This window comes from Lactobacillus delbrueckii subsp. bulgaricus (assembly GCF_046938665.1).
GTDB classification, from domain to species: Bacteria; Bacillota; Bacilli; order Lactobacillales; family Lactobacillaceae; genus Lactobacillus; species Lactobacillus delbrueckii_C.
This window is the reverse complement of the sequence record NZ_JBKZCD010000016.1, coordinates 1-12636: the sequence shown is the minus strand read 5'-3', so window position 1 is coordinate 12636 and position 12636 is coordinate 1. Positions and strand designations below refer to the sequence as shown.

Sequence of the window (12636 nt, the reverse complement as noted above, 5' to 3'; positions counted from 1 at the left end):
AAGAAACTGTAAGATGATTTTTGCTAATTATAAGCTAAAAATTATAAATAAGACTAGTATCATATTAGCACTCTCCCCACTTGCTTGTTAAGCCTTTTCATTAAGAGCTTTCAAAATAATATTAGTGCTAAAAAATAACAAATGCTTTCCTGGCATAGAAAGGTAAAAATGCGAATTATATTACTCGGCGACAGTATCTTTGCCCGCAAGGAAGGGCTGGATCAGCCTAGAATCAACTGGACCCTGAAAGAGAAAAAGCCTGACCTGGAAATCGACAATACGGCGGTGTCCGGCATCAATTCCGGCGCCCTTTTAGCCCTGTTAGGAGACCTGGCCTTAAAGCGGCCCCGGGCTGACCAGCTTTTCTTAATGGTGGGAGTCAATGACGCGGCCAGCCATAAGCAAGTACCACTAGACCAGTACCGGAAGAACCTCCAGGCTATTGTCTCCGCCCTGGTCTGCTTTTATCCGGGGGGCAAAACCGTCCTGGTCTCCGGGCCGGCGGTGGATGAAGCTAAGCAGCGGGGGCGGACCAACGCAAAACTGGCAAAGTATGCTAAAGTAATGGAGGAAGTCGCGGCTGAATACCAGGTCGCCTATGCCGACTTTTTCACGGCTATGCTGAAGGAGGGAGACCTAAAAGCCCTGTGCCGGGGAGAACTTGACGACGGCCTGCATTTTGGCCCGCGCGGTTATCAATTGCTGGCAGCGGAAATGATGAAGCAGCTGCCCAAGGAAGAGGTTGAACAATGAAGAAGATCTATGTGGTTCGCCATGGCCGGACCTATTTGAACAAGTACCAGCGCCTGCAGGGCTGGTCTGACGCCCCTTTGACTGAAGAAGGGATCGAGGGTGCCCACCGGATGGGGAAGGCCTTGAAGGACCAGCATTTTGACCTGGTGGCCTCCAGCGACTTAAAGCGGGCGGCTGACACCCGGAAGATCATCGTTTCGGAAAACGACAACTGGGAGTCAACCAAGATGACCCAGACCGCTGACTTGCGGGAGCTCTTTTTCGGCTACTACGAGGCCTTCCATGATACGGAAGGGGTAGCGGCGGCCTTCAAGTCCACCAAGTACCCCCGCCTGGTCGACGCGGTCAAGGACGGCTACACTTGGCAGGAAATCGGGGACTTGTTCCACGCGGCTGACCCGGAGGGGGATGCTGAAAGCGGGAGCGAGTTTGAAAGCCGCTTGAAGCGGGGGATCGACTACCTGGTCAACTATGATGAGTCAGAGCGGATCCTTTTGGTTGGCCATGCCTGCGTCATCCACTGCCTGGCCTGCATCTACGGGGGCAAGCATCTGAAAACGGACCTGCCTAAGCATAACGAGATGACGGTCTTGAATGTCGATGATAACGGCCAGGTCAGCCTGGAAGAATTTGGCCTGCCGATGTACTGATTTTTTGCCTGCAGGCCTATAATAGGATGTAGGAAAAGTAGGGAAAGATCTATCGAAAATGGTAGGTGAGACAGATGATTAGTAAAGAAAACAAGTTGCTGATCCGGCGCTATCTTTACGCCATGATCAACATGTACGGCATTATTCCGCTGAGACACGCGTACCATATTTTCAGCCACCAGAACCCCTTGCTCAACATTGACGAGGACGACTTCTGGGAATTTACCATGCTGGACCAGAGCGACCAGGACTACAATGTGGCCGGTGAAGGGGAACTGCTGGTGGAAGAGCGGGGCGAAGACGAGGATGAGGAATTCTACCTTTACGGCGACTGGGTCTTGATGGACCTGCCGCAAGATTTCAAGCGGATCAAAAAGCTCCAGCACAACCGCCTCTATTACGTGCCGGAGAAGGATGAATTTTTGCGCCGGGAAAACGAATGGTACTATGAACGGACCACGGCGACGGAAGAGTACCGGCAGTATCTGAAAGACAGCAACCCGGGCCTCAGCGACGACCGGCTGGAAGAAGCCTTCTTTGAGGCGCTGACCCAGCTGCACTCAGTCAGCTACGGCAAGACGGTGGAAGAGACCATCAACGCCGTGCCCCGGTCCCTGCGCCTGATTGGCTTCACTGTCACTGACGAGCAGGAAGATGAACTGCGGGAGTTGCTCAGACGAATGTTGGACGGAACCCGGCAGGAGGCTTTGCGGGGGAAGATGTACAAGTACCACAAGCTGCCGACCACTTTGGAAATCATCGAGACGGAAGGCTTGACGCCGGAAAACATCTCCCGGATCCACAGCGGGAAGATCGATGCCATGGAACTGGTGCCCCAGATCGAGCTCAAGCAGCCCGACCTGGCCCAGCAATTGCTCACGATTTACCAGCAGTAAGGCCAAAACAAGTAACGTAAAATTGAACAAAGTAAAAGGCGAAACTCGGTTGAAGAGCTTCGCCTTTTCTTTTATCTGTAGCTGCTTTCTTCCAGCTTATTTTTGGTAGCCGCGGCTGACCTTACCGGCGTAAATGGCAAAAATCGCCCGCAGGCGCGGGGCCAAGGCAACGACCAGGGCCAGCTTGGCTAAGGTCGTGGGCAAAAAAGGCCAGATGGCAGCGTTAGCCGCGGCCGCGAATGGCAAGTGGCTGATCCAGGCTAGCCAAGCCGCGCCCAGCAGCAGTTGCAAGAAGAGGGCAATCCCGGCCGCCAGGGTCAAATAAAATCTGTTGCCTTTAGCCAGGCCCGTGATCAGGGCCAGGGGCAAGAAGGCCCAGAGAAAGCCTCCGTTAGGCCCGAAAAGGACAGCGATGCCGCCACTGGCGCCGCTGAAGACGGGAAGACCGGTGGCCCCTAAGAGCAGGTAGAGGGCGACGGCGCCAGTTCCCAGCTGCCAGCCAAAGGCAGCCGCAATTAGGGGAATTACCAGGGTCTGCAGGGTAAAAGGGACCCCGCCCGGCAAGGGGACCGCCAACTGGCTGCCGACAATGATCAAGGCCGTGGAGAGAGCCAAAAGGCAGAGCTGAAAAGTATTTTTTCTGGACATTTTTCTCCTCCAATCCAGTAAAACTATTGCTTACTTGATTAATATAGTTTTACCAGGACTTTTTGTCAATAAGATATTTTGCCAAGTGTATGTATAGTAATTGCTAGAGGAAAAAGCAGGTCTAGTGGCTAAGTGTCAGGGATGCTACTAGATATACACAACTTCCACAAGAGTTATCCACAATATATCGTAGTTGCTTGCTAGAGTAAGGCCCAAGATGTGGAAAAGGAGAAAATGGGGGTAAGATAAATTGAAAGCAATTTTTTGCACTGCTTTAGCTTTTTGTCTATAATGGAAACTTAATACGCCTAATAGAAACAAGTAATGTAACGGAAAATAAGGAGGCCACATGCGCTATCAGCAAATTATTCTGGACGTCGACGACACTTTGCTCGACACTGAAGCAACGGTCCACGATTCCCTGGTCCAGCTCTTCAAATCCCACGGCTGGGAGATCAGTGACGAATTTGAAAAAGAATTCCATGCTTATAACCAGGGGCTCTGGCGCCGGCTGGAAAAGGGGGAGCTGACTTTAGACCAGCTTTACGCGGTCATGTTCCCGGATATTATCAAAAAGTACTGCGAGGTTGAAGTCGACGGGATGGAAACGGCTGACGAATTCCACAGCTACTTCCATACGGGCCACAAGCTCCTGCCTGGGGTCAAGGATACCCTCCGCTATGCCAAAAGACTGGGTTACAGCCTGGCGGTTCTGAGCAACGGGGAGCAATTTGGCCAGGAGCACCGGCTGGAATTAGCCGGGATAAGACACTACTTTGACCTGGTCGTGACCAGCCAGGAAGCCGGGGTGCAGAAGCCAAACGCGGAAATTTTTGACTACTTCTTTGCTAGAAGCGGCTACAGCCCCAACCAGACGGTCTTCTTTGGCGACGGCCTGTCCTCTGACATCATGGGGGCGGAAAACTACGGCTTTGCCAGCATCTGGTTCAACCACCGCCACCGGCAGAAGACCCTGCCAGTCCACCCCCTCTTTGAGGTGGACAACTATGCCCAGTTCCAGCGGATTTTGAAAAAAGACTTCGCCCCGACCGCTCTGCGTTAGTTTCCGTTATACTTAAAGTAAGTAGACTTTAAGAAGGATTTGGGGAAAAATGGAAAATTACTTTTTTGATTTCGACGGCACGATCTGCGAATCGCGCCACATCTACGCGGCCAGCGTGCAGAAGGCCTTTGAGGCCCGGGGAGTCAAGGTGCCAAGCACTGAAGATATTTACCAGGCCATGGGGATTCCGATCGATGTCTCAATCGCCCGCTGGGCCCAGGAGGGACACCGAAGCGACCTGGCCCAGACCCTATTTGCGGAAAGCATGGCGGAATATGCCCTGCTGGAGGACGACCAGGTCCGCCTTTTTCCAGGGATCGTGAAGACCTTGACCCAGCTGAAACTGGCTGGCAAGCAGCTCTTCGTCTGCTCCAGCAAGACCCACCCAGAAATTGCCCACAATCTGGAAAATCTGGGCCTGCTGGATCTGTTCGTTGATTTTGTGGGGGCCGATGAGGTGGTCAACCACAAGCCGGCCAGCGATGAAATCGACCTTTTGGTCAAGCGGCATGATCTGGACTTGAAGGAGTCAATTATGCTGGGGGATGCCAAGTATGATATCCGGATGGGGAAGAATGCCGGCTGCGCGACCTGCGCCTGCACCTGGGGCGCCTTTGACCCGGCCAGCCTGAAGAAGGAAAAGGCTGACTACACGGTCGACTATCCCCTGGAAATTTTGGCGATCTAGAAAAAAGCAAAGAGTAAAAACGACAGAGAGTAAAGAAGAACAGAAAGTGAAGATAAAATGCGACTAATTTCTTGGAACATTGATTCATTGAACGCGGCCTTGACGGGGACTTCCCCGCGGGCGGAAATGACCCGGGGGGTCTTGAAAAACTTGCATGACCTGGACCCAGATGTCCTGGCCCTGCAGGAGACCAAGCTGCCGGCCAGCGGGCCAAGCAAGAAGCACCAGGCGGCTCTGGCAGACCTTTTTCCGGAATACGATTTCGTTTGGCGGTCCAGCATGGAACCAGCCCGGAAGGGTTACGCGGGCACGATGTTTTTGTACAAAAAGGGCCTGGAACCGGTAGTGACCCGGCCGGAAATCGGGGCCCCGGAGCCGATGGACTTTGAAGGGCGGATTTTGACTCTGGAATTCCCGGACTTTTACGTGACCCAGGTCTACACGCCAAATGCCGGCAACGGCCTGGTCCGCTTGGGTGACCGGCAGGAATGGGACAAGTGCTACCGGGCCTACCTGGAAGAATTGGACAAAAAGAAGCCGGTCCTGGCCAGCGGGGACTTCAACGCCGCCTACCAGGAAATCGACTTGAAGCACCCGGAAAACAACCACCATTCCGCCGGCTTTACGGATGAAGAAAGAGCCGGCTTTGGCCAGCTTTTGGCGGCGGGCTTCACGGATACCTTCCGCCAGATCCACGGCCAGGTGGAGGGCGTCTACTCCTGGTGGGCCCAGCGGGTGCGGACAGCCAAGGCCAATAATTCCGGCTGGAGAATCGACTACTGGCTGGTTTCCAACCGCCTGGCTGACCAGGTGGAGAAGTCGGAAATGATCGCGACGGGGGAAAGAGCGGATCATTGTCCAATTTTATTGGAAATTAAGCTGTGATTCGGTTACAATTAGGAATTAGATGATGAAGAAACAAAGAAGTTTTAGTTAATTTTTAGTATATGAGGCGTATGTGTATATGAAGAGATTAGAAAAAGGGGTCATCGGTTTGATCCTGGCCATTTTCGCCGGTACGGTGATTATGGCCGTCTCGAGCGGTGGTCAGAAAGCAGAAAACAGTTCAGACGCCTTCGATACTTCAGAGTACCGGAAGGCAGTCAAGTCAACCGACAACCACCACTTCAAGAACATGAAGGTGGAATTGTCCGGCGAGAAGAGCAAGATTACTGGCATCCTGCCCAAGACGCCGACTACTGTCAGCCTGCTCAAGCAGTGGAAGAGCAAGAAGGTTGACCTGGATTTTACGGATAGCAAGAAAGACAGCATACTGATCAGCAAGCAGACGGTCAAGCTGCCGACCCCTAAGGGGCAGGAATTGACTCATGCCATGGCTGGTGAAATCGGCTATGACCCGGCCAGCGACAAGGTCTTGATTTTTGCCAGTGACAAGAACTACAGCCGGGGTTTCTATTCCTTGGGTCATTTGAAGCGGAACGAACCGAGCCCGGCCAGTTTGAGTGCCGACCAGGATCCGCTGGAATTCAGTTTTAAAGATTAAGCAGAAGGACTTTCGCTTTAAGCGGAAGTCCTTTTTCTCTTGTCTTGCTTTTGCTTTATCTTGTAAATTATTTACCGGCTTGAAACTTTTTTAATTAATTTAGCCTTGCACTTTGGACAAACTTGTTCTATTGTTGATTATGAGAAAATAATTGATGACATATTAAAAACAAGGAGGAATCTTTGATGAGAAAAGTAGCAGTGATCGGTATGGGACACGTTGGGGCCACGGCGGCCTTTATTCTGTTTACCCACGGGGTAGCGGACGAATTGGTCTTGCTGGACAAGAATGAAACCAAGTGCCGGGCTGAATGGGGCGACTTGCGCGACACCCTGGGCAGAAACGACTTCTACGTCAACGTCAAGTGGGGCGACTGGAAAGAGCTGGCGGATACTGATTTGATTATCACCGCTTTTGGCGATGTAGCAGCCACAATCAAGACTGGCGACCGGTTCGCGGAATTCCCAATCAACACCAAGAACGCGGTTGAAGTTGGCCAGAAGATCAAGGACAGCGGCTTCAAGGGTGTCATCATCAACATCTCCAACCCTTGTGACGTGGTAACCTCCATCTTGCAAAAGGTGACTGGCCTGCCAAAGAGCCAGGTCTTCGGGACCGGGACCTTCCTGGACACTTCCAGAATGCAGCGGGTTGTCGGGGAAAAGCTGGGCCAGGACCCGAGAAACGTGTCCGGCTTCAACCTGGGCGAGCACGGGTCCAGCCAGTTCACGGCCTGGTCAACCGTTTGGGTCAACAACCGGCCAGCCAAGGACCTCTTCACTGAAGCAGAGAAAGAAGAAATGGACCGCTTGAGCAAGGACAATGCCTTCATGGTCGGCAAGGGCAAGGGCTACACCTGCTACGCTGTCGCTACCTGCGCGGTTCATTTGGCCAGAGCCGTCTTCTCTGACGCCAAGTTCTACGGCCCGACCAGCTGCTACGTTGAATCTCTGGGGACCTACATCGGCTACCCGTCAATCGTTGGCAAGCATGGGGTAGAAAAAGTGCCGGTATTGGACTTGGCCGCTGACGAACAAGCCAAGCTGGAAGCTTCCGCCAAGAAGCTGAAGGACAGCCTGGCCAGCTTGGAATAATTAAAACGATTCTGATAATTCAAAAGAATTTTAGCGCAAGAAAATCCTCCCGGGCGGGAGGATTTTTGTTATAATGAGCCTAATTACAAAAAGTAAGGAAAATGACAGGAGGCAAAAAATGACTTTGCACGGTTTGGAAGATACTTACGAATTAGCCAATGGGGTCAAGATCCCGGTAATCGGTTTCGGAACCTGGCAGACGCCAGACGGCGACGTGGCTCAAGAAGCAGTTGAGACAGCCTTGAATGCCGGCTACCGGCACATCGACACGGCCGCGGCTTATGGCAATGAAGCCAGCGTGGGCCGGGCCATCAAGAAAAGCGGTGTCAAGCGGAGCGACTTGTTCGTGACCAGCAAGCTTTGGAACGGGTCCCACAGCTATGAAGGGGCCAAGGCGGCTATCGACGACAGCTTGCTCAAGCTGGACACGGACTACCTGGACCTGTACTTGATTCACTGGCCAAATCCAGTTGCCATCCGGGATCACTGGGCAGAAGGCAACGCGGAAGCCTGGCGGGCCATGGAAGAAGCCGTTCAAGCTGGCAAGATCCGGGCAATCGGGGTTTCCAACTTCCGCCGCCACCACCTGGAAGCCCTCTTAAAAACGGCAGAAATCAAGCCTGTGGTCAACCAGATCTGTCTCAACCCAAATGACTTGCAAGCAGAAGTAACGGCCGCTAACAAGGAATACGGCCTTTTGAGCGAGGCTTACAGTCCTTTGGGCACGGGCGGTCTTTTGGGCAATGAGACCATCAAGGCAGTTGGGGCCAAGTACGGCAAGTCCAGCGCCCAGGTTTTGATCCGCTGGTCCCTGCAGCATAACTTTTTACCACTGCCGAAGTCAGTTCACCCGGACTATATCAAGGCCAATGCTGAGGTCTTTGACTTTGCGCTTACTGCAGAGGACATGGCCAAGCTGGATGGCCTGCAAGGGATCGGCCAGCCAGTCCTGGATCCGGACCAAGCTGAATTTTAAACTAAAAAACTGAAAACAGCTAAAGAAGCTAAAAAACTTTATAAGAAAGACTATATAATATGCCGAAAAAAGAATTGGTAGTTATATAGTCTTTTTGTATATATCCGGAAAAGCCGAACAAAAATTGCTAAAAAATTTTTCAAAAAAATTTGGCGGCGGGTGAAGGCTTACGGGGCTTGAATTGAGCCAACATACATTTTCTCGTGTTCGCCTGGTTACACAACACAACATCTTGTGTTTCACGGGAAGACTGCTAATATATGGAGTGCTTAAAAAATAATGAGACAAGCAGAAAGGACCTGAGAAGATGAGTGAAGAAATATCGCTCTCGGCGGAATTTATCGACCGGGTGAAAGCGAGTGTAAAACCTCATTGGGGCAAGCTGGGCTGGGTCACCTACAAGCGGACCTACGCCCGCTGGCTGCCGGAAAAGGGACGGAGTGAAAACTGGGATGAAACCGTTAAGCGGGTGGTTGAAGGCAACATCAACCTGGATCCCCGCCTTCAAGACTCCCCAAGTCCGGAACTGAAGCAAAGCCTGACTGAAGAAGCAGAGCGGCTCTACAAGCTGGTCTACGGCCTGGGCGCGACGCCATCTGGCCGGAACTTGTGGATTTCCGGGACTGACTACCAGAGACGGACCGGGGATTCCCTAAACAATTGCTGGTTTGTGGCCATCCGCCCGCAAAAGTACGGGGACAGCAAGATCGTGCCCAGCTACCTTGGCAAGCAGGAAAAGGCCGTTTCCATGCCTTTCTCCTTCCTCTTTGACGAACTGATGAAGGGGGGCGGGGTCGGCTTCTCAGTTGCCAGATCCAACATCAGCCAGATTCCCCGGGTCGACTTTGATATCGACCTGCAGCTGGTGATCGATGAGACCAGTGAATCCTACGACGCTTCCGTCAAGGTCGGGGCCGTCGGCAAGAATGAATTAGTTCAAGATGCTGACAGCATCTACTACCGCCTGCCGGACACCCGGGAGGGCTGGGTTTTGGCCAATGCCCTCTTGATTGACCTCCACTTCGCCCAGACCAACCCGGACCGTAAGCAAAAGCTGATCCTGGACTTGTCCGACATCCGTCCTTACGGGGCAGAAATCCATGGCTTCGGCGGCACGGCTTCCGGCCCAATGCCCTTGATCTCCATGCTGCTGGACATTAACGAAGTCTTGAATAATAAGGCTGGCGGCCGCCTTTCAGCGGTCGATGCCGCCGACATCTGCAACTTGATCGGCAAGGCAGTCGTGGCCGGCAATGTCCGCCGGTCAGCGGAACTGGCCCTGGGCTCAAATGATGACCAGGATTTCATTTCCATGAAGCAGGACCAAGAGAAGCTGATGCACCACCGCTGGGCATCCAACAACAGCGTGGCGGTTGACTCAGCCTTCAGCGGCTACCAGCCAATCGCTGCCGGGATCCGTGAAAACGGTGAACCGGGGATCGTAAACCTGGACCTGTCCAAGAACTATGGCCGGATTGTTGATGGCTACCAGGCCGGAATTGACGGGGACGTGGAAGGGACCAACCCTTGCGGGGAGATCTCCCTGGCCAACGGGGAACCTTGCAACCTCTTTGAAGTCTTCCCGCTGATCGCGGAAGAACAGGGCTGGGATTTACAGGAAGTTTTTGCCTTAGCGACCCGCTACACCAAGCGGGTAACCTTTAGTCCTTATGACTGGGAAATTTCCCGGGAAATAATTCAAAAGAACCGCCGGATCGGGATCTCCATGTCCGGGATCCAGGACTGGCTTTTGACCAGACTGGGCAACCGGGTGGTTACCGGCTTCAAGAATGACTTTGACCCGGAAACCCATGAAGCCATCAAGGTGCCAGTCTACGACAAACGGGCCATTAAGATGGTTGACCAGCTTTACAAGGCCGTGGTCAAGGCTGACCAGGCCTACAGCAAGACTTTGGGCTGCAATGAATCAATCAAGCACACCACGGTCAAGCCGTCAGGCACGGTGGCTAAGCTGGCCGGGGCCAGTGAAGGCATGCACTTCCACTACGGGGCTTACTTGATCCAGCGGATCCGTTTCCAGGATTCTGACCCGCTTTTGCCAGCCTTGAAGGCCTGCGGCTACCGGACGGAAGCCGACATCTACACGGAAAACACGACCTGCGTGGAATTCCCGATCAAGGCGGTAGGGGCGGACAACCCTAACTTTGCCTCAGCCGGCACGGTTTCAATCGCGGAACAGTTTGCCACCCAGGCCTTCTTGCAGACTTACTGGTCGGACAACGCGGTTTCATGCACGATTACTTTCCAGGATTCCGAAGGTGACCAGGTTGAATCCTTGCTCCGCCAGTACCGCTTTATCACCAAGTCGACCTCGCTTCTGCCATACTTTGGCGGTTCCCTGCAGCAAGCACCAAAGGAACCGATCGACAAGGAGACTTACGAAAAGCGCAGCCAGGAAATCACCGGCAACGTGGAAGAGGTCTTCAGCCAGCTGAACAGCGACGTCAAGGACCTTGAACTGGTCGACCAGACCGACTGTGAAGGCGGCGCCTGCCCGGTTAAGTAAGGCAGGTAAAAAGTAGAAGAGACAAAAAACTGAAATAAAAAACGGGAGAAACAAAAGATGAAAAAGAAGATTTTAGCAGTCGTAGTTGCTCTGGCAGCCTTCGTGGGCCTTTTTGCCAACCAGCCAGTCCAAAACCAAGACGTTCAAGCAGCTAAGACCACTAAAACGGCTAAGAAGACCACAAAGAAGACTAAGACCACTAAGAAGGCCAAGGCTAAGCAAATCAGCGTGACCTACACTTTGAAGGACACGACTAAGGCCAAGAACAAGCAAACCCTGGCTAAGAAGACCTTCAAGGTCAAGAAGGGGACGAGCGTCTTCACTGTTTTGAAAAAGGCCTGGAAGGTTAAATACACTAAATCTTCATACGGCGTTTTCATTACCAAGATCAAGGGTCTGGGCGACGAAAAGAAGAAGCTCTACTGGACTTACACGGTTAACGGCAAGATGGCCAAGGTAGCAGCTGACAAGGACAAGCTGACTAAGAACAAGTCCAAGGTTGTCTTCACTCTGAAGCAATACTAAGATGCAGACCAAGGAACGCTACCAGCTGCAAAGACTGACCCTGCTGGCCCTGCTGACGGCGATGTGCGTGGTTTTACGGATCTTTAAAATTATCGATATCCCCAATGTCCAGCCAGTGACCGACATTATCATGCTGGCCACGCTGGAACTGGGAGCAGGGACAGGGATTCTCCTAGCCATTTTGGTCATGGTGATCTCCAACATTTTCCTGGGTTTTGGCATTTGGACCTTGCCGCAGATCTTTGCCTACGCGGCCTGCGCCTTGACCGTGGCGTTATTTGCCAGGCTTTTGCCGCTGAAAAGCCGGAAATTCTTCTGGCTGCAAGAGCTCCTGGCCGGCTTTCTGGGCCTGGAATACGGCTTCTTCGTCAGCCTGGGCATGGCTGGCTGGGGCGGCTGGGCAGCCTTCATTGCCTACTGGGTCAGCGGCTTGACCTTTGACTTGTATCACGCCGCCGGCAACCTGGCCTTTTATCCTATCCTTTATCTGCCATTGATTCTGGGCCTGGACCGGTTTAAAAAGAAAGCAGGGTGGAAGCAAAATGCTTAAAGTCTACACTAAAGTCGGTGACCAGGGGCAAACCAAGCAGGTGACCGGCAAGATGGTCGCCAAATACGACCCGCAGATCCAGACACTGGGAGCTCTCGATGAGCTGCAGTCCTGGCTGGGGGTTACGGTAGCCAACCTTTCTCCGGCCTGCCAGGGCCTGGAAGAAAAGCTGATCAAGCTGGAGCGGGAAATGTATGAATTACAGGCTGACCTGGTGGTCAAGCGGCATCATACGATTACCTTGGCTGAAGTAACTTACATGGAAGAGCAGATTGATGCCTGGACGGAAGAATTACCGGAAATGAAGGAATTCATCCTGCCTGGCGGGTCAAAGACCAGCGCCAACCTCCAGTATGCCCGGGCACTGGCCCGGACCAGCGAACGGGTCTGCGTGCTGTATGCGGACGAAAGCGGGGAGGTTAAGAGTGACAGCCTTAAGTACCTGAACCGCCTGTCAGACTACCTGTTCGTGATGGCCCGCTACGCCAACCTTTTGGAGGGCGTGGCTGACGTCAAGAGCAAGCCCGCCCGGCCGCGGCGGCGTCCGAAAAAATAAGCTAGCAAATTAAAAAGTGTTGGATGACTTAGAGAGCAAGCATCCAACACTTTTTCTTCTACAGTTGCCATGAATCATTCTACAAATTCTCCAAGGCCTCCATGATATCACCATGTTCTTGATAAAAAGCCTTTACGAATTCATCAAGTTCGGGACGAATATCCTTGGCTTGATCATTGATATTACCCTTGTCAAAAGCAAGAATT

Annotated in this window: 14 protein-coding genes; 13 read left to right on the top strand and 1 reads right to left on the bottom strand. The window is 52.7% G+C overall.

The features are described 5' to 3' along the window. Positions 1-168 precede the first annotated feature (168 nt). From ACLUXO_RS07175 to ACLUXO_RS07165, 3 genes are all read left to right on the top strand, one after another. Positions 169-753 carry an SGNH/GDSL hydrolase family protein gene (locus tag ACLUXO_RS07175; protein WP_412136955.1) on the top strand — a complete coding sequence of 195 codons (585 nt, stop codon included), beginning with the start codon at positions 169-171 and terminating at the stop codon, positions 751-753. Next, positions 750-1403: a histidine phosphatase family protein gene (locus tag ACLUXO_RS07170; protein ID WP_412136954.1), complete on the top strand. Its 654-nt coding sequence runs from the start codon at positions 750-752 to the stop codon at positions 1401-1403. Before ACLUXO_RS07175 ends, ACLUXO_RS07170 begins: the two co-directional genes overlap by 4 nt. 74 nt (positions 1404-1477) lie before the next feature. Further along, on the top strand, positions 1478-2299 hold the full coding sequence (locus ACLUXO_RS07165) for a hypothetical protein (RefSeq protein WP_412136953.1): 822 nt from the start codon (positions 1478-1480) through the stop codon (positions 2297-2299). Between the two features lie 96 nt (positions 2300-2395). Here ACLUXO_RS07165 and ACLUXO_RS07160 read toward each other — a convergent pair whose 3' ends face one another. Then, complete coding sequence (locus ACLUXO_RS07160) at positions 2396-2947, bottom strand: biotin transporter BioY (protein WP_412136952.1); 552 nt, start codon at positions 2945-2947, stop codon at positions 2396-2398. 349 nt (positions 2948-3296) lie between these two features. On the opposite strand from ACLUXO_RS07160, the gene ACLUXO_RS07155 reads away from it, so the two are divergent. The 10 genes from ACLUXO_RS07155 to ACLUXO_RS07110 all read left to right on the top strand — a co-directional run bounded on the left by ACLUXO_RS07155 (position 3297) and on the right by ACLUXO_RS07110 (position 12430). Beyond that, the gene (locus tag ACLUXO_RS07155) at positions 3297-4010 is read left to right on the top strand and encodes a YjjG family noncanonical pyrimidine nucleotidase (protein WP_412136951.1); all 714 of its coding nucleotides are present in this window, start codon (positions 3297-3299) and stop codon (positions 4008-4010) included. Between the two features lie 49 nt (positions 4011-4059). Further along, positions 4060-4698: an HAD family hydrolase gene (locus ACLUXO_RS07150; protein ID WP_412136950.1), complete on the top strand. Its 639-nt coding sequence runs from the start codon at positions 4060-4062 to the stop codon at positions 4696-4698. Between the two features lie 57 nt (positions 4699-4755). Continuing rightward, a complete protein-coding gene (locus tag ACLUXO_RS07145) occupies positions 4756-5583 on the top strand; it encodes an exodeoxyribonuclease III (RefSeq protein ID WP_412136949.1) in 828 nt (275 codons plus the stop codon). A gap of 79 nt (positions 5584-5662) precedes the next feature. Further along, positions 5663-6202, top strand: coding sequence for a hypothetical protein (locus ACLUXO_RS07140; RefSeq protein ID WP_412136948.1), 540 nt, complete (start codon positions 5663-5665; stop codon positions 6200-6202). A gap of 185 nt (positions 6203-6387) precedes the next feature. Beyond that, the gene (locus ACLUXO_RS07135) at positions 6388-7296 is read left to right on the top strand and encodes an L-lactate dehydrogenase (RefSeq protein ID WP_412136947.1); all 909 of its coding nucleotides are present in this window, start codon (positions 6388-6390) and stop codon (positions 7294-7296) included. A gap of 118 nt (positions 7297-7414) precedes the next feature. Beyond that, positions 7415-8272 carry an aldo/keto reductase gene (locus ACLUXO_RS07130; RefSeq protein WP_412136946.1) on the top strand — a complete coding sequence of 286 codons (858 nt, stop codon included), beginning with the start codon at positions 7415-7417 and terminating at the stop codon, positions 8270-8272. Positions 8273-8579: 307 nt separating this feature from the next. Beyond that, on the top strand, positions 8580-10799 hold the full coding sequence (nrdJ, locus tag ACLUXO_RS07125) for a ribonucleoside-triphosphate reductase, adenosylcobalamin-dependent (RefSeq protein ID WP_412136945.1): 2220 nt from the start codon (positions 8580-8582) through the stop codon (positions 10797-10799). A 57-nt stretch (positions 10800-10856) separates the two neighbouring features. Next, entirely contained in the window at positions 10857-11324 is a 468-nt protein-coding gene (locus tag ACLUXO_RS07120; RefSeq protein ID WP_412136944.1) for a DUF4430 domain-containing protein, read from the top strand. A 1-nt stretch (position 11325) separates the two neighbouring features. Further along, on the top strand, positions 11326-11874 hold the full coding sequence (locus ACLUXO_RS07115; RefSeq protein WP_412136943.1) for an ECF transporter S component: 549 nt from the start codon (positions 11326-11328) through the stop codon (positions 11872-11874). Continuing rightward, positions 11867-12430 (top strand): cob(I)yrinic acid a,c-diamide adenosyltransferase, encoded by a 564-nt coding sequence (locus tag ACLUXO_RS07110; protein WP_412136942.1) that lies wholly within the window; start codon positions 11867-11869, stop codon positions 12428-12430. Before ACLUXO_RS07115 ends, ACLUXO_RS07110 begins: the two co-directional genes overlap by 8 nt. Positions 12431-12636 lie beyond the last annotated feature (206 nt).

Coding starts and splice junctions, on each gene's coding strand:
- ACLUXO_RS07120 (WP_412136944.1), top strand. CDS start 10,857: ATGAAAAAGAAGATTTTAGCAGTCGTAGTTGCTCTGGCAGCCTTCGTG.
- ACLUXO_RS07175 (WP_412136955.1), top strand. CDS start 169: ATGCGAATTATATTACTCGGCGACAGTATCTTTGCCCGCAAGGAAGGG.
- ACLUXO_RS07170 (WP_412136954.1), top strand. CDS start 750: ATGAAGAAGATCTATGTGGTTCGCCATGGCCGGACCTATTTGAACAAG.
- ACLUXO_RS07155 (WP_412136951.1), top strand. CDS start 3,297: ATGCGCTATCAGCAAATTATTCTGGACGTCGACGACACTTTGCTCGAC.
- ACLUXO_RS07135 (WP_412136947.1), top strand. CDS start 6,388: ATGAGAAAAGTAGCAGTGATCGGTATGGGACACGTTGGGGCCACGGCG.
- ACLUXO_RS07130 (WP_412136946.1), top strand. CDS start 7,415: ATGACTTTGCACGGTTTGGAAGATACTTACGAATTAGCCAATGGGGTC.
- ACLUXO_RS07160 (WP_412136952.1), bottom strand. CDS start 2,947: ATGTCCAGAAAAAATACTTTTCAGCTCTGCCTTTTGGCTCTCTCCACG.
- nrdJ (WP_412136945.1), top strand. CDS start 8,580: ATGAGTGAAGAAATATCGCTCTCGGCGGAATTTATCGACCGGGTGAAA.
- ACLUXO_RS07165 (WP_412136953.1), top strand. CDS start 1,478: ATGATTAGTAAAGAAAACAAGTTGCTGATCCGGCGCTATCTTTACGCC.
- ACLUXO_RS07110 (WP_412136942.1), top strand. CDS start 11,867: ATGCTTAAAGTCTACACTAAAGTCGGTGACCAGGGGCAAACCAAGCAG.
- ACLUXO_RS07150 (WP_412136950.1), top strand. CDS start 4,060: ATGGAAAATTACTTTTTTGATTTCGACGGCACGATCTGCGAATCGCGC.
- ACLUXO_RS07145 (WP_412136949.1), top strand. CDS start 4,756: ATGCGACTAATTTCTTGGAACATTGATTCATTGAACGCGGCCTTGACG.
- ACLUXO_RS07140 (WP_412136948.1), top strand. CDS start 5,663: ATGAAGAGATTAGAAAAAGGGGTCATCGGTTTGATCCTGGCCATTTTC.
- ACLUXO_RS07115 (WP_412136943.1), top strand. CDS start 11,326: ATGCAGACCAAGGAACGCTACCAGCTGCAAAGACTGACCCTGCTGGCC.